The organism is Streptacidiphilus sp. EB103A, from assembly GCF_041261405.1.
Classification (GTDB): Bacteria; Actinomycetota; Actinomycetes; order Streptomycetales; family Streptomycetaceae; genus Streptacidiphilus.
In genome coordinates this window covers 116,919-138,437 of record NZ_JBGCAQ010000024.1, presented here as the reverse complement: position 1 = coordinate 138,437, position 21,519 = coordinate 116,919, and the positions used below count along the sequence as shown (strand labels likewise).

Annotated in this window: 11 protein-coding genes; 9 read left to right on the top strand and 2 right to left on the bottom strand. The window is 72.2% G+C overall.

The features are described 5' to 3' along the window. Nucleotides 1-7 precede the first annotated feature (7 nt). On the bottom strand, nucleotides 8-2,680 hold the full coding sequence (locus tag ABH941_RS33640; protein WP_370133415.1) for a SpoIIE family protein phosphatase: 2,673 nt from the start codon (nucleotides 2,678-2,680) through the stop codon (nucleotides 8-10). Between the two features lie 246 nt (nucleotides 2,681-2,926). On the opposite strand from ABH941_RS33640, the gene ABH941_RS33635 reads away from it, so the two are divergent. From ABH941_RS33635 to ABH941_RS33595, 9 genes are all read left to right on the top strand, one after another. Further along, the gene (locus tag ABH941_RS33635) at nucleotides 2,927-7,612 is read left to right on the top strand and encodes a HAMP domain-containing protein (protein ID WP_370133414.1); all 4,686 of its coding nucleotides are present in this window, start codon (nucleotides 2,927-2,929) and stop codon (nucleotides 7,610-7,612) included. A gap of 469 nt (nucleotides 7,613-8,081) precedes the next feature. Continuing rightward, nucleotides 8,082-8,834, top strand: a complete 753-nt coding sequence (locus ABH941_RS33630; protein ID WP_370133441.1) for a two-component system response regulator — start codon at nucleotides 8,082-8,084, stop codon at nucleotides 8,832-8,834. Between the two features lie 150 nt (nucleotides 8,835-8,984). Beyond that, nucleotides 8,985-11,807, top strand: coding sequence for a DNA translocase FtsK (locus ABH941_RS33625; protein ID WP_370133413.1), 2,823 nt, complete (start codon nucleotides 8,985-8,987; stop codon nucleotides 11,805-11,807). Nucleotides 11,808-12,052: 245 nt separating this feature from the next. Then, the gene (locus ABH941_RS33620; RefSeq protein WP_370133412.1) at nucleotides 12,053-12,946 is read left to right on the top strand and encodes a RodZ domain-containing protein; all 894 of its coding nucleotides are present in this window, start codon (nucleotides 12,053-12,055) and stop codon (nucleotides 12,944-12,946) included. A gap of 104 nt (nucleotides 12,947-13,050) precedes the next feature. Further along, a complete protein-coding gene (gene rimO / locus ABH941_RS33615) occupies nucleotides 13,051-14,595 on the top strand; it encodes a 30S ribosomal protein S12 methylthiotransferase RimO (RefSeq protein WP_370133411.1) in 1,545 nt (514 codons plus the stop codon). Further along, a complete protein-coding gene (pgsA, locus tag ABH941_RS33610) occupies nucleotides 14,592-15,281 on the top strand; it encodes a CDP-diacylglycerol--glycerol-3-phosphate 3-phosphatidyltransferase (protein WP_370133410.1) in 690 nt (229 codons plus the stop codon). Before rimO ends, pgsA begins: the two co-directional genes overlap by 4 nt. Next, complete coding sequence (locus tag ABH941_RS33605) at nucleotides 15,278-15,772, top strand: CinA family protein (RefSeq protein WP_370133408.1); 495 nt, start codon at nucleotides 15,278-15,280, stop codon at nucleotides 15,770-15,772. Before pgsA ends, ABH941_RS33605 begins: the two co-directional genes overlap by 4 nt. Before the next feature lie 192 nt (nucleotides 15,773-15,964). Beyond that, a complete protein-coding gene (locus ABH941_RS33600) occupies nucleotides 15,965-16,321 on the top strand; it encodes a helix-turn-helix domain-containing protein (protein WP_134000251.1) in 357 nt (118 codons plus the stop codon). Nucleotides 16,322-16,523: 202 nt separating this feature from the next. Continuing rightward, nucleotides 16,524-16,787, top strand: coding sequence for a hypothetical protein (locus ABH941_RS33595; RefSeq protein WP_370133406.1), 264 nt, complete (start codon nucleotides 16,524-16,526; stop codon nucleotides 16,785-16,787). Here the strand turns inward: ABH941_RS33595 and ABH941_RS33590 are convergent. After that, a complete protein-coding gene (locus ABH941_RS33590) occupies nucleotides 16,784-21,439 on the bottom strand; it encodes an ATP-dependent helicase (protein ID WP_370133405.1) in 4,656 nt (1,551 codons plus the stop codon). The two genes, ABH941_RS33595 and ABH941_RS33590, sit on opposite strands and share 4 nt — an antisense overlap. Between the last annotated feature and the right edge of the window lie 80 nt (nucleotides 21,440-21,519).

The window sequence follows — 21,519 nt, the reverse complement described above, 5'->3', positions numbered from 1 at the left end:
CGGCCCGCTAGGGCGTCGGCACCCGCAGTGCCAGGATCGCCATGTCGTCGGAGGCCGGCTCCGGAGCGAATCGTTCCACCGCCCGCAGCACCCGGGCCGCCACCGCGCCCGCCGTCAGGCCGGTGCAGCCCGACAGCACCTCGGCCAGCCCGTCGTCCCCCAGCATCCGGGAGCCCTCGCGCCGCTCGGTGATGCCGTCGGTGACGCAGAGCAGCACATCGCCCGGGTCGAGGACGAAGGTTTCCTCGACCAGTTCCAGGTCCTCGATGACGCCGAGCAGCGGCTGCGGTTCGGCCGCGGCCGAGACCGTCCCGTCCTGCTTCAGCCGCAGTGGCAGCGGATGCCCGGCGCAGACCGAGCGGAGCTCCACGGTGCCGTCCTGACGTGGCGTCATCTCCCCGTACAGCAGCGTCAGGAAGCGGCTGCGGGCGCCCTCGTCGAGGATGGCCGCGTTGAGCCGCTTCAGCACCTCGGGCGCGGTCAGTCCCTCCCGGGCCAGCAGTCGCAGCGAGTGCCGGGCCAGTCCGGTCACCGAGGCGGCCTCGGGGCCGGTGCCGCAGACGTCGCCGATGGCGAAGCCGTAGGTCCCCTCGCGGATGGTGAAGACGTCGTAGAAGTCGCCGCCGACCTCGTTGCCCTCGCCGGCCGCCCGGTAGATGACCTCGACCTCGACGCCGGGGATCTTCGGCAGGTCCGGCGGCAGCAGACTGCGCTGCAGCGCGCGGCTGATGGCGGTGCGCTCCGAGTAGAGCCTGGCGTTGTCCAGGGCCAGCGCGGCCCTGCGGGAGAGGTCCTCGGCCAGTTCCAGGATCTCCCGCCGGAACTTCTCGTCGGCGGCCTTGCCCAGGGTCAGCATCCCGATCACCCGGTTCCGTGCCACCAGCGGCAGCACGACGGTCTCCCCGCTCACGGTCGCCGCCGTCGCCAACGCCGTCGCCGGGCCGGAGCCAGGGGTGGGGCGGGTGGTGCCGCCTCGGCCCAGGCTGCGCAACGACACCCGCATCGCCGCGTCATGGGCCGCCTCGGCCGGGGCCCGCCAGTCGCGCGCGCCGGGCACGTTGAGCGGCTCGGGCGGCGGGATCAGGGCCAGCAGCGCCCGCAGGCCGTCGATCTGGTCCTCGTCCTCGTGCAGCACGAACGCCAGCTCCGGAGACGCGTGCTCCGAGATGGTGTAGACGGCGCACCAGGCGGCCAGCGTGGGTACGGTCATCTGGGCCATCAGCGCCAGCGTCTGGTCCCGTTCCAGCGTCCCGGCCAGCAGGTCCGACGCCTCCACCAGGAACGACAGCGAGCCCCTGCGCAGCCGCTCCAACTCGGTCAGCCGGGCGCTCTCCACCGCCAGCGCGATCCGGTCGGCCGCGAACTGCAGCCGCAGCGCGTCCTCGTTCCGGTACTGCCCGGTGGCCTGCGCCGCGACGCCCAGCGAACCGGTGAGCCGGCCCTCGACCTTGAGCGGCACGGTCACCACCGAGCGCAGCCCGGTCCCGGTCAGCAGCGGAACCGCACCCGGCTGATCGGTGAGGTCGTCGTGCACGGCGGGGAGCCGGGCCGAGCCGTAGCGTCCGGAGCCGGCCTCGACCGGCACCCGGGCGAAGCGCTGCCGCCCGGACGGCAGGCCGCAGCTGGCCCGCACCTCCAACTCGGTCTCGTCGTCGGTCGCCAGCAGCAGGTAGGCGGCGTCGCCGTCCAGCATGTCGCGGGCCCGTTCGACGGTCCGCTGGAGCAGTCCGTCCAGGTCGTCCGGGGCGGGCGAGCCGATGAAGGCGTCGAAGGAGGTCGGACCGCCCGCGCCGTCCTGGTGGGCGCCGCCGGCGATGCCGTCCAGCGGCTGGCCGCGGAACGGGGACTGCAGCACCGCCCGTTCCACGTCGCGTACCAGCAGGCAGACCGTGGACGCGGTGCCCTCGCTGTCGCGGACCCGCAGATGCGATCCGTACACCGGGACGGTCCTGCCGTCGCCGCAGCGCATCCCGTAGCTGCCCTCCCAGCGGGACAGCCGCAGCGCCTCCTCCAGACCGAGGCCGGTGCCGGGGGTCTGCGGCCAGGCCGCGAAACCGCTGAGCGGCTTGTCCAGCACGTCGGTCGCGGGCAGCGCGAACAGCCGCTCGGCGTCCTGGTTCCAGCCGGTCACCACACCCTCGGAGTCGACGCGTACCACGGCGACCAGCACCGCCGAGTCCGCGGCCGGCAGCAGCCGGTCCGGCACCTGCGGGCCGGCGAAGCGGGTGCCCGCGGCCCGGGCCGGCAGGTCGAGCCGGAACCAGACGCGCTTACGGGTCGGCGTGTAGTCAACCCCCCAGCGGGTGGCCAGGGCGGCGCACAGCAGCAGACCGCGCCCTCCCTCGCGCTCCAGTTCCGCCGGGCCGACCTCGAACGCGGGATCCTCGCCCGGTGCGCCCGCGCCGTTGGTGTAGGTGCCGTCGTAGAGCGGGACGGTGCGCTTGGGATAGCGGTCGGCGACCTCGATCCTGATGCCCGCCTCGTCGCGCAGACAGGTCACCTCGGCCGCCGTCCCGGCGTGCACCACCGCGTTCGTCACCAGTTCGCTGACCAGCACCACCGCGTCGTCCACGACCTCGGAGAAGCCCCACCCCTGCAGGGTGTCCCGGACGAATCCGCGCGCGGACGCCACGGAGCGGCCTACCGGCTCGAACGTGGCGGTTGCCCGCGCGGTGACCACGAGGTGACTCCTCTGCTCTGTGCTGGGGACAACGGCCCTGAAGCCGCAAGGTTACTGATTCGTGCTGTCGCTCCGTGCCCGATCGGCAAGCCGATACCCCGCGCCACCCCTCACGCAACCCCCGATGGTCGCTAGATTGTCAGTACAGGACTGGCGCCTGCGCCCGCACCCGCCCCGGACAACGTACCGGGCCCGGCGGATGTGAGGTGTGGCACGGTGCCGGTTGGCAACTCTGGAGGGACCCCGGTGGAATCTGGCAGGGCGACAGCAACGGCAGCGGCCCGTGGCGGCAGGAGCCGCCGGAACCGGGGCGCCGACGCGGCGGACCTGCGCAAGCTGCTCTCCGCGCTGACGGCCATGCGCGACGGCAACTTCCGCAGAAGGATGACCGTCCCCGGCGACTCGGTCATGGCGGAGGTCGCCGCGGTCTTCAACGAGATCGCCGAGCGCAACCAGCATCTGACCGGTGAGCTCGCGCGGGTCCGCCGGGCGGTCGGACGGGAGGGCCGGCTCTCCGAGCGGCTGGAGGCCGGCGCCGGCGAGGGAGCCTGGGGCGCCGCGGTCGACAACTGCAACGCCCTGATCGACGACCTGGCCCGGCCGATGGCCGAGGTCGGCCGGGTGCTCGGCTCCATCGCGGAGGGCGACCTGGACCAGCGGATGGAGCTGCGCGCCATCGGCCCCGACGGCGGCACCCATCCGCTGCGCGGCGAGTTCCTCAAGGTGGGCCGTACCGTCAACGGGCTGGTGGCCTCGCTGTCCGAGTTCACCGACGAGGTGACCCGGGTGGCCATCGAGGTCGGCACCGAGGGCAAGCTCGGCGGCCAGGCCAGGGTCCGCGGGGTGTCCGGCAGTTGGAAGGACCTCACCGACTCGGTGAACATGATGGCCAGCCGGCTGACCGCGCAGGTGCGCGACATCGCCCTGGTCACCACGGCGGTCGCCAAGGGCGACCTGTCGAACAAGGTCACCGTCCATGTCGCGGGCGAGATGCTGGAGTTGAAGAACACCGTCAACACGATGGTGGACCAGCTGTCCTCGTTCGCCTCCGAGGTGACCCGGGTGGCCCGTGAGGTCGGCACCGAGGGCCGGCTCGGCGGCCAGGCCACCGTCCCCGGCGTGGCCGGGACCTGGAAGGACCTGACCGACAACGTCAATCTGATGGCGACCAACCTCACGGTGCAGGTCCGCAACATCGCCCAGGTGACCACGGCGGTGGCCCGCGGCGACCTGTCGCAGACCATCGAGGTCGACGCCCGCGGCGAGATCATGGAGTTGAAGAACACCATCAACACCATGGTCGACCAGCTCTCCGGCTTCGCCGAGCAGGTGACCCGGGTGGCCCGCGAGGTCGGCACCGACGGCATCCTGGGCGGCCAGGCGATGGTCCCCGGCGCGGCCGGGGTCTGGCGGGACCTCACCGAGAACGTCAACTTCATGGCCGGGAACCTGACCGGCCAGGTCCGCAACATCGCCCAGGTGGCGACGGCGGTGGCCAAGGGCGACCTGTCGCAGAAGATCACGGTCGACGCCCGCGGCGAGATCCTGGAGCTGAAGACCACCCTGAACACCATGGTGGACCAGCTGTCGGCGTTCGCGGACGAGGTGACCCGAGTGGCCCGCGAGGTCGGCACCGAGGGGACGCTGGGCGGCCAGGCCATGGTCCCCGGGGTGTCCGGGACCTGGAAGGACCTCACCGACAACGTCAACTTCATGGCCAACAACCTGACCGGGCAGGTCCGCAACATCGCCCAGGTCACCACCGCGGTCGCCAAGGGCGACCTGTCCAAGAAGATCACCGTCTCGGCCCGGGGCGAGATCCTCGAACTGGTCACCACCGTCAACACCATGGTCGACCAGCTGTCGGTGTTCGCCGACGAGGTGACGCGCGTCGCCCGCGAGGTCGGCACCGAGGGCATCCTGGGCGGTCAGGCCCGGGTCAAGGGCGTCTCCGGGATCTGGAGCGACCTGGCCGACAACGTCAACTACATGGCCAGCAACCTGACCGGGCAGGTCCGCAACATCGCCCTGGTCGCCAAGGCGGTGGCCGGCGGCGACCTGTCCAAGAAGATCACCATCGAGGCGCAGGGCGAGGTCGCGGCCCTGGCCGACACCCTGAACACCATGGTCGACCAGCTGTCGGCGTTCGCCGACGAGGTGACCCGGGTGGCCCGCGAGGTCGGCACCGAGGGGCGTCTGGGCGGCCAGGCCCGGGTCGCCGGGGTCGGCGGGATCTGGAAGGACCTGACCGACAACGTCAACCTGATGGCCAACAACCTGACCGGGCAGGTCCGTAACATCGCCCAGGTCACCACGGCCGTGGCCAAGGGCGACCTGACCAAGAAGATCGACGTCGACGCCAGCGGCGAGATCCTGGAGCTCAAGACCACCATCAACACCATGGTCGACCAGCTGTCGGCGTTCGCCGACGAGGTCACCCGCGTCGCCCGCGAGGTCGGCACCGACGGACGCCTGGGCGGCCAGGCGAGGGTGCCCGGCGTGGCCGGCACCTGGCAGGACCTCACCGAGTCGGTGAACGAACTGGCCGGGAACCTGACCCGGCAGGTGCGCGCCATCGCCCAGGTCGCCACCGCCGTGACCAGGGGCGACCTCAGCCTGCGGATCGACGTGGACGCGTCCGGCGAGCTCGACGAGCTCAAGGACAACATCAACCAGATGATCGCCAACCTGCGCGAGACCACCCGCACCAACCAGGAGCAGGACTGGCTGAAGACCAACCTGGCCAGGATCTCCGGGCTGATGCAGGGCCGCCGCGACCTGGAGGCCGTCGCCTCGCTGATCATGAGCGAGCTCACCCCGGTGGTCTCGGCCCAGCACGGCGCCTTCTTCCTGGCCCAGCCGGGCAGCAGGCCGCCGGAGCTGGTCCCGGAGGACGAGGACGACGGCGACCTGATCCTGCGTCTGATCGGCTCGTACGGCTACCAGCGCCGCGCCATGCCGACCACCTTCAAGCCCGGCGAGTCGCTGATCGGGCAGGCGGCGGTGGAGAAGCGGCCGATCCTGCTGACCTCGGCCCCGCCCGGCTACCTCAAGATCGCCTCCGGTCTGGGCGAGGCCGCACCGGTCAACGTGATCGTGATGCCGGTGCTGTTCGAGGGCCGGCTGCTGGGCATCATCGAACTGGCCTCGTTCAACGCCTTCAACAAGGTCAGCCTGGACTTCCTGGACCAGATCGCCGAGATGATCGGCGTCACCGTCAACACCATCTCGGTCAACACCAAGACCGAGGGGCTGCTGCTGGAGTCCCAGCGCCTCACCGCAGAACTCTCGATGCGGTCGGCCGAGTTGGAGGCCCGGCAGGAGGAGCTGCAGCGCTCCAACGCCGAGTTGGAGGAGAAGGCCGAACTGCTGGCCACCCAGAACCGCGACATCGAGATCAAGAACTCGGAGATCGAGGAGGCGCGGCAGGTCCTGGAGGAGCGCGCGGAGCAGCTCGCACTCTCCTCGCGCTACAAGTCCGAGTTCCTGGCCAATATGTCGCACGAGCTGCGCACCCCGCTCAACTCGCTGCTGATCCTGGCCAAGCTGCTCACCGACAACGCCGAGGGCAACCTCAGCCCCAAGCAGGTCGAGTTCGCCGAGACCATCCACGGCGCGGGCTCCGACCTGCTCCAGCTGATCAACGACATCCTGGACCTGTCCAAGGTCGAGGCCGGGAAGATGGACGTGCGTCCGGCCCGGATCGCCCTGGTCCAGCTGGTCGACTACGTCGAGGCGACGTTCCGTCCGCTCACCGCGGACAAGGGCCTGGACTTCGCCGTGCGGGTCTCGGCGGAGCTGCCGGTGACCCTGCACACCGACGAGCAGCGGCTCCAGCAGGTGCTGCGCAACCTGCTGTCCAACGCGGTGAAGTTCACCGACTCCGGCGCCGTGGAACTGCTGATCCAGCCGGCCGGCAGCGCCACCGGGCAGCACCCGATCCCGCAGCACATCCAGGAGCAGCTGCTGGAGACCGGCGCGATCAGCGACCCCGAGGAGCCGCTGATCGCCTTCTCGGTCACCGACACCGGCATCGGCATCCCGCAGAACAAGCTGCGCGAGATCTTCGAGGCCTTCAAGCAGGCGGACGGCACCACCAGCCGCAAGTACGGCGGCACCGGCCTCGGACTCTCCATCAGCCGGGAGATCGCCCGGCTGCTCGGCGGCGAGATCCACGCCGACAGCGAGTTGGAGCGCGGCAGCACGTTCACGCTCTTCCTCCCGCTGGACTCCGGCCAGGACACCCCCGGAGCGGTGGACGCCCACCCGTCCGACGTCTGGGGACGGCACCTGGCGCCGGGCACCAGCCCGGCCCAGCTCTGGGCCGACGAGGTGCGTGAGGCCGCCCAGGAGCGCCGCCGGGAGGCCGCCGCGCTGGCGGCCGCCCTGCCGCGCCCGGCAGTCGAGCCGGCGCGTGCCCCGCAGCAGGCGCGGCAGAACGGCTACGGGCCTGCCGCTGCCGAGAACGGCGCGGGCGCGGCCCCGGACCAGCTGGAGGAGCTGCCCGGACTGGTGGACGGCTTCCTGCCGTCCGGTCCCTTCGGCGGCTACTTCGAGGGCGAGAAGGTGCTGATCGTCGACGACGACATCCGCAATGTCTTCGCGCTCACCAGCGTGCTGGAGCAGTACGGCCTGACCGTCCTCTACGCGGAGAACGGCCGCGAGGGCATCGAGGTGCTGGAGCAGCACGAGGACGTGGCGGTGGTGCTGATGGACATCATGATGCCGGAGATGGACGGCTACGCGACGACCGCGGCGATCCGCAGGATGCCCCAGTTCACCGGGCTGCCGATCATCGCGCTCACGGCCAAGGCGATGAAGGGCGACAAGGAGAAGAGCCTGGCCGCAGGGGCCTCGGACCATGTGACCAAGCCGGTGGACACCGACCATCTGCTCGCCGTGATGGAACACTGGCTGCGCGCCCGGAGGTAGTCCGGAGGCAGTCGGATGCGGGCGCCGGCCGGTGTCCAGCGGGTGCCCGCGACAGCGAGCATCCGTCCAGCCCGCCGCCGTGGGCAGGGCTGTTCGTCTGCGGCCCGGAACCGGTGCGGCCCGGGCGGGTTCGATTGCGGGACCGGGGGCAGACGAGGGGAACTGCGGCATCGGTGTGCCTCCGGCGCCGCTCGGAAACGCAGGTGTCCGGGCGGGCGTCGGATCTGTCCCCACTCGTAGGGGTGGTGGCAGTTTCCGGAGGGAACCGGCTAGGGTCACTCCGCGTTGCCAGAGGTATCGGCTGGGTCACCAGGGACCGTACCTGAGCACTCCTGAGGCGCGGATTGACGGTGGCATGGGTGGCGGGCAGTGAGGTGCGGCTAGCATGACCGTGACGAGCACGAACGGCAGCGGCACCAGGAGCCGCGAGACGTCCACCGGGGTGGTCCCGGGGCGAGGAGGGCGGGCCATGGTGCAGAAGGCCAAGATCCTCCTGGTCGACGACCGGCCGGAGAACCTGCTGGCGCTGGAGGCGATCCTCTCGGCGCTGGACCAGACCCTGGTCCGGGCGTCCTCCGGGGAGGAAGCGCTCAAGGCGCTGCTCACCGACGACTTCGCGGTGATCCTGCTCGACGTCCAGATGCCGGGCATGGACGGTTTTGAGACCGCCGCCCACATCAAGCGGCGCGAGCGCACCCGCGACATCCCGATCATCTTCCTCACCGCGATCAACCACGGCCCGCACCACACCTTCCGGGGATATGCGGCCGGAGCGGTGGACTACATCTCCAAGCCGTTCGACCCGTGGGTGCTGCGCGCCAAGGTCTCGGTCTTCGTCGAGCTCTACATGAAGAACTGCCAGCTCAAGGAGCAGGCGTCGCTGCTGCGACTGCAGTTGGACGCAGGCGCTCCCACCGCCAACGGCATTGCCGGCAACGGCAGTGGCAATGGTGGTGGCAACGGCAACGGCGGCGGAACCGGCTCCGAGGCCGCCCGCCGCAGCGTGCCCGGCGGCGGTCTGCTGGCCGAGCTCTCGGCGCGGCTGGCCGCGGTCGAGGAGCAGGCGGAGGCGCTGACCAAGCAGTTGGACGAGACGGCGGACCCGGCGGCGGTGGCCACCGCGACCCATCTGGAGCGCAAGCTCTCCGGCCTGCGCCGGGCGCTGGACGCGCTGGAGCCGGGCACCCCCGGCGGCAGCACCGCTGCCAGCGCCGGGAGCTGACGCTCCGCCGTACGGACCGGTGTACGGACCGGCCGGTCACCCGGTCCGGGTGACCGATCGTCATCTCGTCCGGTCATCCCTTTCGACACACCCCGGGCAACCGGACGCGGCGCATGTTGCGCCGGAGCCGCCACCGGTAACCTGAGCCGCATGGCGACACGCATGTCCGGAAGCAGCTCGCGTTCCCCAGGCGCGGGAGCGGCGCGGAAGGCTGCCGCCGGGCCTGCCAAGAAAGCCGCACCCGCGAAGAAGGCGGCGGCGAAGACGGCTCCCGCCAAGAAGGCCGCGGCTGCGAAGAAGGCCGCCGCGCCCGCCAAGCCCCCGGCCCCGCCGAAGCCGCTGCCCTACCGGGCCGTGCGCGGCACCTGGCTGGGGATGGCGCACGGCGTCGGCGCGATGGCCCGCGGCGTCGGCGACGGCGCCAAGGGCCTGCATCCGGCGCACCGCAAGGACGGCCTGGCGCTGCTGCTGATCGCTCTGGCGCTGCTGATCGCGGCCGGTTCCTGGTCGGATCCGCAGGGCTGGCTCGGCGTTGCGGTCACCAATATCGTGAAGGGCGCCTTCGGCCGATTGTCCGTGCTCGTGCCGATACTGCTGGCCGGGATCGCGGTCCGGCTGATGCGCCATCCGGAGCGGCCCGAGGCCAACGGACGCATCGTCATCGGCCTGGGCGCGCTCAGCCTCGGCGTCCTCGGGCTGGTGCACATCGGCTGCGGTGCGCCCGGGATGGGCGCCGGCGCCTCCCACATCAGGAACTCCGGCGGGCTGATCGGCATGGCCGCCTCCCGTCCGCTGATGGCGGCGGCCGGACCGGCACTGGCGGTACCGCTGCTGCTGATCGTGGCCTTCTTCGGGCTGCTGGTGGTCACCGCCACACCGGTCAACCAGATCCCGCAGCGGCTCCGGCTGCTGGCCGAGCGGCTGTCCCTGGTCGAGCCGCTCGCCCCGCAGCCCGGCGACGGGTCGGGCGAGGGAGACCTGGACGGCCTCGGCTTCGTCACCGACTACGAGGGTGGCCTCGGCGACGGCGAGTTCGCCGGCGAGCCGGGGACGCCCGCGGAGCGCGCCGCGCTGCTGGCCAAGCGCGAGCGGCTGGAGCAGGAGGGCGCGCTGCCGCCGCGCCGCCGCCGGCCCCGCCGGCGCCTGGGCGCCACGCCGGAGCACCAGGGCCTGCCCGGCGGGCTGGACGCGATCGACGTGGCCGCCGCAGCGGCGGCCGACCTGGACGGCGCCCTGCTCAACGGCGCGCTGGTGAACGGGGTGCAGCCGTCCCCCTCGCTCGCCGATGTGCTGAACCGGGTGAAGGACCGGACGCCGCCCAGCGACGCCGACCAGGCCGTCCCGCTCACCAAGGGCGACCCGCTCGGCGACGGTGAGGAGCCGGCCGAGGTCCCGCCCGCGCGACGCGAGGAGTCCCCGGCCGGACCCCCGGCCGTGGAGCCGCCGATCGCCGCCGAGGACGCCGGCATCCCCCCGCTGCGTTCCGAGCAGCTGCGGCTGCCGTCCGACAGCACCTATCAGCTGCCCTCGCCCGACCTGCTCACCCGGGGCGGCCCCGGGAAGGCCCGCAGCAAGGCCAACGACGACGTGGTGGCCGCGCTCACCGCGGTCTTCGCCGAGTTCAAGGTGGACGCGAAGGTCACCGGCTTCACCCGGGGACCGACGGTCACCCGCTACGAGGTCGAGCTGGGCCTCGCGGTCAAGGTCGAGCGGATCACCAGCCTGGCCCGCAACATCTCCTACGCGGTGGCCAGCCCCGACGTCCGGATCATCAGCCCGATCCCGGGCAAGTCCGCCGTCGGCATCGAGATCCCCAACACCGACCGGGAGATGGTCAACCTCGGGGACCTGCTGCGCTCGCCGATCGCCACCAATGACCCGCATCCGATGATCGTGGGCATGGGCAAGGACGTCGAGGGGCAGACCAGCGTCGCCAACCTGGCGAAGATGCCGCACATCCTGGTGGCCGGCGCCACCGGCGCGGGCAAGTCCTCCTGCATCAACTGCCTGATCACCTCGATCCTGATGCGGGCCACCCCGGAGGAGGTCCGGCTGGTCCTGGTCGACCCCAAGCGGGTCGAGCTGACGGCCTACGAGGGCGTGCCGCATCTGATCACGCCGATCATCACCAACCCCAAGAAGGCCGCCGAGGCGCTGCAGTGGGTGGTCCGCGAGATGGACCTGCGCTACGACGACCTGGCCGCCTTCGGCTTCCGGCACGTCGACGACTTCAACAAGGCGGTGCGCAGCGGCAAGGTGCAGCCGCCGCTGGGCAGCGAGCGGGTGCTGGAGCCCTATCCGTACCTGCTGGTGATCGTGGACGAGCTGGCCGACCTGATGATGGTGGCCCCGCGCGACGTCGAGGACTCCATCGTCAGGATCACCCAGCTGGCCCGTGCCGCCGGCATCCACCTGGTGCTGGCCACCCAGCGCCCCTCGGTGGACGTGGTCACCGGCCTGATCAAGGCGAACGTCCCGTCCCGGCTGGCGTTCGCGACCTCCTCGCTGGCCGACAGCCGGGTCATCCTGGACCAGCCCGGTGCGGAGAAACTGATCGGCAAGGGCGACGCGCTGTTCCTGCCGATGGGCGCGGGCAAGCCGACCCGGATGCAGGGCGCGTTCGTCACCGAGGAGGAGATCGCCCTCGTCGTCGACCACTGCAAGGCGCAGACCCAGGCCGAGTACCGCGACGACGTCACGGTGGGCAGCGCTCCGCGCAAGGAGATCGACGAGGAGATCGGCGACGACATGGACCTGCTGGTGCAGGCCGCCGAGCTCGTGGTGACCTCCCAGTTCGGCTCGACCTCGATGCTGCAGCGCAAGCTGCGGGTGGGTTTCGCCAAGGCCGGCCGGCTGATGGACCTGATGGAGTCCCGCAACATCGTCGGCCCCAGCGAGGGCTCCAAGGCGCGCGACGTGCTGGTCCAGCCCGACGAGCTCGACGGGATTCTGCTCACCCTCCGGGGGGAATGATCGCCCCGGGGCGCATCGCCGGCGCCCCGGCTGCCGTTGGACGGGGTGCCTGAGGATCGGGTGACCGGGGCCCAAGGGCAGGCAGGATCACCGCGCTCCTGACCCACCGTCACCACCGCTGCCGGGCGGCCCCGCCTCATCCGGACGGCAGTCTCCCCTTTCGGCGGTATCCGGGTTGATGCCCTCTCGGGATCGCCCCATAGACTGACACTGCAGCAGGTGGCCCACGCTCGAAAGGCGCCATTGTGACCATCGGCAAGTCCCCTTCCGGAGACCCCGGCCGAACCGCGCGACCCAAGGCCGCGAAGCCGTCGGGTCCCGCCGCGGCGAAGAACACCACGCAGAACCCGGCTCCGAAACCGGCTCAGGAAGGCAAGAAGAGCACCGCGCCGACGATCGGTCAGGTGCTCGGCTCCGCACGTCTCGCGGCCGAGCTCACCGTCGAGGAGGTCAGCGCCGAGACCCGGGTGCGGGTGCCGCTGATCCAGGCGGTGGAGGAGGACGACTTCGACCGCTGCGGCGGCGACTTCTACGCCCGTGGGCACATCCGTGCGATCGCCAAGGCGGTCGGTGCGGACGGCGAGGCACTGGTCGCCCGCTACGACGACGCCCACGGCGGAGCACCCTCGGCGGCCCGTCCGATCGCGGCCTTCGAACCGCAGAAGATCCGCGCCGAGCGCCGCCGTCCCAACTGGACCGGTGCGATGGTCGCGGCGATCGTCGTGGTGGTCGCGGTGATCGGGTTCAACCTGGCGGCGGGCAAGTCCAAGACCACCTCGGCGGAGGCCGCGGTGGTGCCCTCGGCGCACCCGTCGGCCTCGGCCGCGCCCAGGAAGCCGGCCGCGCCCAAGGCCAGCCCGGTGGCGGCGGCACCGGCCGGCCGGGTCACCCTCAAGGTGAGCGCGGAGTCCGGGGACAGCTGGCTGCTGGTGAAGAACAGCAAGGGCGACCAGCTCTTCCAGGGCGATCTGACCAAGGGCGACTCCAAGGTCTTCACCGACCCCAAGAGCCTCAAGGTGGTCTACGGCAACGGCGGCGCGGCGCACCTCTGGGTGAACGGCAAGGACCTCGGGACCGCCGGATCCGACGGCCAGGTGGTCAAGGCGACGTACACGCCGGGCGACCCGCAGGCCGGGTGACCTGGCCGGTCACGGTGATGGTCGAGGGCCCGCAGCGCAGGATCGATACTGCCGCTGCGGGCCCTTCGCATCACCTGCCACAAAACCTCGGTAATCTTGGCGTCATGTCCCAACGCCGCACAGTCGCCCTTGTCACGCTCGGATGCGCCCGCAACGAGGTGGATTCCGAGGAACTCGCCGGGCGCCTGGAGGCCGACGGCTGGGAACTGGTCCTGGATGCCGCCGACGCCGACGTCGCTGTCGTCAACACCTGCGGCTTTGTCGAGGCCGCGAAGAAGGACTCCGTCGACGCCCTGCTGGAGGCCAACGACCTCAAGGGACACGGCCGCACCCAGGCGGTCGTCGCCGTCGGCTGTATGGCCGAGCGCTACGGCAAGGAGCTGGCCGAGGCGCTGCCGGAGGCCGACGCCGTGCTCGGCTTCGACGACTACGCCGACATCGCCGACCGGCTGCAGACCATCCTCTCCGGCGGCAAGCACACCTCGCACGTTCCCCGGGACCGCCGCACGCTGCTGCCACTGAGCCCGGTCGAGCGCCAGGCGGCCGCCGACGGCGGCGCGGTCGCGCTGCCCGGCCACGGCGGGGAGACCCCCAGTGCGGAGACGCCGGTCTCGGAGACGCCCAACACGGAGACGCCGATCGCGGACCTCCCTGAGGGGGTGGCCCCGGTCTCCGGACCGCGCGTGCTCCGCCGTCGGCTGGACGACAGCCCGGTCGCCTCGGTGAAGCTGGCCTCGGGCTGCGACCGCCGCTGCTCCTTCTGCGCCATCCCGGCCTTCCGTGGCTCCTTCCTCTCCCGCCGCCCCTCGGACGTCCTCAACGAGGCCCGCTGGCTCGCCGAGCAGGGGGTCCGCGAGATCATGCTGGTCAGCGAGAACAACACCTCCTACGGCAAGGACCTGGGCGACATCCGGCTGCTGGAGACGCTGCTGCCGGAGCTGGCCGCGGTCGAGGGGCTGGCGCGGGTGCGGGTCAGCTACCTGCAGCCGGCCGAGATGCGCCCGGGCCTGATCGAGGCGCTGACCGCCACCCCCGGTGTGGTGCCCTACTTCGACCTCTCCTTCCAGCACTCGGCGGCCAATGTGCTGCGCCGGATGCGCCGCTTCGGCGACACCGACCGCTTCCTCGCCCTGCTGGACCAGATCCGCGCGCAGGCCCCGGAGGCGGGCGCCCGCTCCAACTTCATCGTCGGCTTCCCCGGCGAGACCGAGGCGGACCTGGCGGAGCTGGAACGCTTCCTCACCCACGCCCGGCTGGACGCCATCGGCGTCTTCGGCTACTCCGACGAGGACGGCACCGAGGCGGCCGGTTACGACGGCAAGCTCCCGGAGGACGTGGTCGCGGAGCGGTTGGCGAAGATCAGCCGCCTCGCCGAGGAGATGACCGCGCAGCGTGCCGAGGAGCGGATCGGCAGCACGGTGACGGTCCTGGTCGAGTCCGTCGACTCGGACGGCGACGACGAGCACGCGGACGAGGACGCGGAGGAGGACGGCTCGGTGATCGGCCGGGCCGAGCACCAGGCCCCGGAGACCGACGGCATCACCTCGCTGACCGGGAATCTGGACGGGGTGAAGGTCGGCGACCTGGTCACGGCGAAGGTCGTGGCCAGCGAGGGCGTGGACCTGATCGCCGAGGTGGTGGGCGCGTGATCGGAGGCGCCGAGGGGGGAGTCAGAGGCCGCGCTGCGGCCGGCGGTGGCGGCGCCGAGAAGGCTGCGCAGACGGAGGCGCAGGAGGGGCTCCTGGGCGAGCCCGCGGGACGGCCCAGCCTGTGGAACATCCCCAATATGCTGACCATGGTGCGGCTGCTGATCGTCCCGGTCTTCGCCGCGCTGCTGCTGGCCGGCGGCGGCCATGATCCCAAGTGGCGCGCGGTGGCCTGGGCGTCCTTCGCCATCGCCATGATCACCGACCTCTTCGACGGTGAGCTGGCCCGGCGGATGGGCCTGGTCAGCGACTTCGGCAAGATCGCGGACCCGATCGCGGACAAGGCGATCATGGGGACGGCGCTGGTCGCCCTGTCCGCCCTGGGCGATCTGCCCTGGTGGGTGACGATCGTCATCCTGGTCCGTGAGATCGGAATCACACTGATGCGGTTCTGGGTGATCCGGCACGGGGTGATCCCGGCCAGCCGCGGCGGCAAGCTGAAGACCCTCACCCAGGGCATCGCGGTGGGCATGTACGTGCTGGTGCTCAGCGGGCCGCTGGCAAGCGCGCGGGCCTGGCTGATGGGTGTCGCGGTGCTGCTCACCGTGGTCACCGGGCTCGACTACGTGCGCCAGGCTGTGGTGCTGCGCCGGGCCGGGCTGGCCCGCGAGCGGGCGGCCTCCTCGTGACCGCCGGCGCCGAGGAGGTGCTGGCGGCGCTGGTCGAGGCCGGGGCGACGGTCGCGGTGGCCGAGTCGCTCACCGGCGGGCTGCTGGCGGCGGAGTTCGTCGCGGTCCCCGGCGCCTCCCGGGCGTTCCGGGGCTCGGTCACCGCCTATGCCACCGATCTCAAGGGTTCGGTGCTCGGCGTGGACGCGGGGCTGCTCGCCGCGAAGGGGGCGGTGGACCCGACGGTCGCGGAGCAGATGGCCGAGGGCGTGCGGCGGCTGATGGCGGCGGACTACGGGGTCGCCACCACCGGCGTCGCAGGTCCCGACCCCCAGGACGGGCACCCGGTGGGCACCGTACACCTCGCGGTGGCGGGGCCGGGGGGAGTATCCAGCTCTTCGCTGGTGTTGTCGCAGGGGCGTGCCACAATCCGTCGCAGGACCGTGGAAGCCGCGTTCGCGCTGCTGGACCAGGCACTGCGATCCGGCAACAGTGAAGGTCCGGAGGGTTAGTGAGGGTGGTCCTACCGGGAATAGGAACAAGTGACGGACCGAAAACGGCGGACGTCCATACCGCGAACAGCAGGGGAGGGGCCATGGATACAGCTCAGAGTGAACACGACCGGGCTCCCCGCACGCGACGCGGGCCAAGCGGTACGGTGGGGCAGTGACGTCTCGAGCCGCGGTCCAAGGAGGGAGCCACCGATGATCCTGCTCCGTCGTCTGTTGGGTGACGTGCTGCGTCGGCAGCGCCAACGCCAGGGCCGCACCCTGCGCGAGGTCTCTGCCGCCGCCCGGGTTTCGCTCGGCTACCTGTCCGAGGTGGAACGCGGTCAGAAGGAGGCCTCCTCCGAGTTGCTCTCCGCCATCTGTGACGCCTTGGACGTGCGTATGTCCGAGGTCATGCGTGAGGTGAGCGACGAGCTCTCGCTCGCCGAGCTGGCCGCCGGCGAGCCGGTGCGGCCGATCCTGGTCGAGCCGGTGCCGGTACCCGCCGGTGCGCCCGATCGAATGCCTTCGCTGGTTCCCAAGGCCAGCGCTATGGACGTCGTCGCAGCCTGACGACCCCAGGCACTACTGCGTCGGTGACTCCCACTCGGAGTCACCGGCGCAGTGCTGTGTGGCGCGCTCCCGGCGTGCGGGCTCCTTCGTGCGCTGCCGTGTGCTTCGATCACTCTTCTGCGATCTGCCCGATATGTCGGCATCTGGCTAGGATGGAATTTCTGCCCCACGGTTCTCGGTGGGCTTCCCAAGGCGGTGCTGAATGAGACGGCCCTCGACAGCCGGTGGACTCCCGCGCCGCAGCCCGCTGCTATGGGGGCTGACCTCGCTGCTCACCCTCGCCTGCTGGGGCGCCCTGCTGGGCGGGCTGCTCAGCACCCGTACCGGTGTCGGGCTGATGTTCGCCGGGGGCTGGACGCTGAGCCTGCTGCCGGTGCACAGCACCCGCTTCCGTCCACGCCCGGCGCGCCCCCGGGCGAAGTCGGACGGGACCGAGACGGACCGGGTCGAGGCGAACACCCCTTAGGACCGGAGTCGGAGGCCGCGCGGGGTGGGGTGGAATCCGGCGGCTTCCAGCGGGGCACCCAGCAGGGAAGTGAGCGCTGCTTCGCCGTTGATGCGTTCCACGGTGAGTGCTGGGAGGGTACCCGCGTGCAGCGCGCGGGTGAGTGCGTCGGCGGCCAGGCGCAGGGTGTTCTCGTCGGGCGCCCAGGAGAGCATGGACTTGCCCCCGCGCTCCAGGTAGACGGTCAGCTCGCCGTCCAGCAGGACCACCAGGGAGCCGGCCTTGCGTCCCGGTTTGTGGCCCGTGGACTGCCCGGCGGGGGCCTCCGGCCAGGGCAGTGCGGCGCCGTAGGCATTGGCCGGGTCGGCGGCGGCGAGGACGACGGCGTCGGGAGCTGTCTCGCCGGTGCTGCCGCCGCCTCCGGGGAGCCGGGCCGCGACGGCACGCAGCCGGTCGATGGCGCCGTCGGTGGCGAACTGGGCCGCACCCAGGCCCTCGACGACATAGCCGCGCCGGGTACGGCCGTTCTCCTCGAAGGCGGTCAGCACCCGGTACACCCCGGCGAAACCGCCCGGAGCCCGCTCGGCCTGGACCGCGCCGCGGGTGACCACGCCATGGCGGTCCAGCAGCGTCTGGGCCAGGGCGTGGGTTCGCTGGGTCGGATCGGTCAGCGGCGCCGGCAGCAGCGACCAGCGTCCGCCGGTGGTGGGCATCGAGGTGCTGCGGGCGGCGGGGCGCGCGCTGCCGTAGCGGGGGCGCGGGGCCGCGCGAGGGGCGCGGTGGGCGGTGGCGCCGGCGGTCCGTCCCGAGCCCAGCAGGGCGCGCAGCGGCGCCAGCGTGTCATTGGTGAGATACCCGGCCCAGGCCAGGTCCCAGAGCGCGGTGGCGAGCTCCACCGGGGTGGCGGTCAGCCCCTGCCGCTGGACGTGGTCGGCGATCTGCCGGAAGAACAGGCCGTACCCCGGCGCCAGCGCCGCCAGCACGGCCCGGTGCAGCGGCGTCTGCTCCAGCGGCAGCGCGGCGGGGAGCAGCAGCGGCGCGGTGTCGGCCGGGGCGAGGACGATCCAGCCGTCCTTGCCGGGCAGCGCGCCGACGCCGCCCCAGAGCACCTCGCCGGCGGCGGTGAGCTCGTCCAGCATCGCCGGGCTGTAGTCGGCCACCCGGGACGGCAGCACCATCCGCTCCAGCGCGGAGGCGGGCACCGGCGATCCCTGCAGCTGCTCGACCGCCCGCAGCAGGCCGTCGACGCCGCGCAGCCGGTGCGCCCCCAGATGCTGCCACTGCGGCAGGAAGGCGGCCAGCGCGCGCGGGGGCACCGGTTCGACCTCGTGCCGCAGCGCGGCCAGCGAGCGCCGCCGCAGCCGTCGCAGCACCTCGGCGTCGCACCACTCCACTCCGGAGCCGCCGGGGCGGAACTCGCCCTGGACCACCCGGCCGTGCGCGGCCAGGCGCTGCAGGGTGCCCTGGACGACCGCGGGGCCGAGCCCGAAGCGTGCGGCGGCGTCATGGACGGTGAAGGGGCCGTGGGTGCGGGCGTGCCGGGCCAGCAGGTCACCCAGAGGATCCTTGACCGGTTCGGTGAAGGCCTCGGGGACACCGACGGGCAGGGGCGTGCCCAGGGCGTCGCGGAGCCGTCCGGCGTCCTCGATCGCGGCCCAGCGCTGCGCTCCGGCGATCCTGACGGCGATGATCCGACGGGCGGCCTCGAGTTCCGACGGCCAGTCGGCGGCGCAGCCCCGGTCCGCGAGCTCGGCGGTGGAGAGCGGGCCCAGCAGCCGCAGCGCGTCGGCCAGGCTCTCGGGGTCCTTGATCCGCCGCTCCGGGGTGAGCCGCTGCAGCTCCGCCTCCAGCTCCGTCAGCACGGCGGGGTCGAGCAGTTCCCGCAGCTCGGCCTGGCCGAGCAGCTCGGCGAGCAGCCGGGAGTCCAGGGCCAGGGCGGCGGCGCGGCGCTCGGCGAGCGGGGAGTCGCCCTCGTAGAGGAACTGGGCGACATAGCCGAACAGCAGCGAACGGGCGAACGGCGACGGCTCCGGGGTGGTGACCTCGACCATCCTGACCCGGCGGGACTCGATGTCGCCCATCAGCTCGACCAGTCCGGGCACGTCGAACACGTCCTGGAGGCACTCCCGGACGGCCTCCAGCACGATCGGGAAGGAGCCGAACTCGCTGGCCACCTGCAGAAGTTGCGCCGAGCGCTGGCGCTGCTGCCAGAGCGGGGTACGGCGACCGGGGCTGCGGCGGGGCAGCAGCAGGGCCCGGGCGGCGCACTCACGGAAGCGGGAGGCGAACAGGGCCGAGCCGCCGACCTGGTCGGTGACGGTCTGTTCGATCTGGCCGGGGTCGAAGACGGTGGCCTCGGCGCCGATCGGCGCCTCGTCGTCGGCCGTCCCGACGGATGCGACGGGTGCGTCGGGATCGGGGAAGTCCATCAAGTCGGCGTCCGGGAGCCGCAGCACGATGCCGTCGTCGGCGTGCATCACCTGGGCGTCCAGACCGTGCTTCTCGGCCAGCCTGGCGCCCAGGGCCAGCGCCCAGGGGGCGTGCACCTGGGCGCCGAAGGGGGAGTGGACCACGATCCGCCAGTCGCCCAGCTCGTCGCGGAAGCGCTCCACGACGATGGTGCGGTCGTCCGGGAGGTGCCCGGTGGCCTGGCGCTGCTCGGCCAGGTAGGCGAGCAGATTGGACGCCGCCCAGTCGTCGAGGCCGGCGCCGTGCAGCCTGGTGGTGGCGGCCTCAGGGTCCAGCCCGCCGAGCTCGCGCAGGAAGGCGCCCAGGGCCCGGCCCAGCTCCAGCGGACGGCCCAGTGAGTCGCCGTGCCAGAACGGCAGCTTGCCGGGGACGCCGGGGGCGGGGGAGACCAGCACCCGGTCATGGGTGATGTCCTCGATCCGCCAGGAGGAGGTGCCGAGGGTGAAGACATCGCCGACCCGCGACTCGTAGACCATCTCCTCGTCCAGCTCGCCGACCCTTCCGCCGCCCTTCTTGGGATCGTGTCCGGCCAGGAAGACGGCGAAGAGGCCGCGGTCGGGGATGGTGCCGCCGGAGGTGACCGCCAGCCGCTGGGCGCCGGGCCGTCCGGTGACGGTCCCCGCGACCCGGTCCCAGACGATGCGGGGGCGCAGCTCGGCGAAGGCGTCGGAGGGGTAGCGCCCCGCCAGCATGTCCAGCACGGCCTCGAAGGCGGACTGGGGCAGCGCGGCGAACGGGGCGGCCCGGCGGACCAGGCCCAGCAGCTCGTCCACGTCCCAGCTGTCCATCGCGGTGATCGCGACGATCTGCTGGGCCAGCACGTCCAGCGGGTTGCGCGGGATGCGCAGCGACTCGATGGCGCCGCTGCGCATCCGCTCCACGACCACGGCGGCCTGCACCAGGTCGCCCCGGTACTTGGGGAAGACCACTCCGGTCGAGACCGCGCCGACCTGGTGCCCGGCCCGGCCGACCCGCTGCAGCCCGGAGGCGACCGAGGGCGGCGACTCGACCTGGACCACCAGGTCGACCGCGCCCATGTCGATGCCCAGCTCCAGGCTGGAGGTGGCGACCACGGCCGGGAGCAGCCCGGACTTCAGCTGCTCCTCGACGTCGGCGCGCTGCTCCTTGGAGACGGAGCCGTGGTGCGCCCTGGCGAGTACGGGCGGAGCGGCCTTGTTCACCCCGGACTGGGCCATCAACTGTGCCGGGGCGTGGACGTGGGCGAGCGACTCGCCGGTGGTCCGTTCGAACGCGATCTCGTTGAGCCGCCCGCAGAGGCGTTCGGCGAGGCGGCGGGAGTTGGCGAAGACGATGGTGGAGCGGTGCTCCTGGACCAGGTCGGTGATCCGCTCCTCGACATGGGGCCAGATGGAGGCGTTCTTCTCGGGCTGCTCCGCATCCGGCCGGCCGCCCGAGAGCTCGCCGAGGTCCTCGACCGGGACCACCACGGAGAGGTCGAAGCGCTTCTCGGAGGGCGGCTGAACGATCGTCACTTTGCGCTGCGGGCTGACGAAGCGGGCCACCTCGTCGACCGGGCGCACGGTGGCGGAGAGGCCGATCCGCCGGGCGGGAGCGGGCAGCAGTTGGTCGAGGCGCTCCAGGGTGAGCGCGAGGTGCGCGCCGCGCTTGGTCCCGGCGACGGCGTGGACCTCGTCCAGGATCACCGTCTCCACCCCGCACAGCGCCTCCCGGGCGGCCGAGGTGAGGATCAGGAAGAGCGACTCCGGGGTGGTGATCAGGATGTCCGGCGGATGGGTGGCGAAACGCCGCCGTTCGGCGGCCGGGGTGTCGCCCGAGCGGATGCCGACCTCGATCTCCGGCTCATGCAGGCCCAGCCGCTGGGCGGCCTGGCGCAGGCCGGCCAGCGGGGCGCGGAGGTTGCGCTGGACGTCGACGGCCAGCGCCTTGAGCGGTGACACGTAGAGGACCCGGCAGCGCTTCCTGGACTCGGCCGGCGGCGGGGTGACCGAGAGCCGGTCCAGGGCTGAGAGAAAGGCCGCGAGGGTCTTGCCGGAGCCGGTCGGGGCCACGACCAGTACGTCGGAGCCCGCGCCGATGGCGCTCCAGGCCCCGGCCTGGGCGGTGGTCGGCGCGGGGAAGGCGCCGCGGAACCACTCCCGTGCGGGCGCGCCGAAGCCTGCCAGCGGGTCGGACGCCTTGTCGGCGCCGGTGCCGGCGGAGTGGGGGAGGTCGGTTCCGGCCATGCACACCATCCTGCACCGCGCCACTGACAACGACTCACAACCACTGACAACCACTGACAACCACTGACGACGCGGTGCGC

Bases quoted from the DNA above. Each gene is read 5' to 3' on its own strand.
- ABH941_RS33630 (WP_370133441.1), top strand. From the start codon at position 8,082: ATGGTGCAGAAGGCCAAGATCCTCCTGGTCGACGACCGGCCGGAGAAC.
- ABH941_RS33625 (WP_370133413.1), top strand. From the start codon at position 8,985: ATGGCGACACGCATGTCCGGAAGCAGCTCGCGTTCCCCAGGCGCGGGA.
- rimO (WP_370133411.1), top strand. From the start codon at position 13,051: ATGTCCCAACGCCGCACAGTCGCCCTTGTCACGCTCGGATGCGCCCGC.
- ABH941_RS33600 (WP_134000251.1), top strand. From the start codon at position 15,965: ATGATCCTGCTCCGTCGTCTGTTGGGTGACGTGCTGCGTCGGCAGCGC.
- ABH941_RS33595 (WP_370133406.1), top strand. From the start codon at position 16,524: ATGAGACGGCCCTCGACAGCCGGTGGACTCCCGCGCCGCAGCCCGCTG.
- ABH941_RS33590 (WP_370133405.1), bottom strand. From the start codon at position 21,439: ATGGCCGGAACCGACCTCCCCCACTCCGCCGGCACCGGCGCCGACAAG.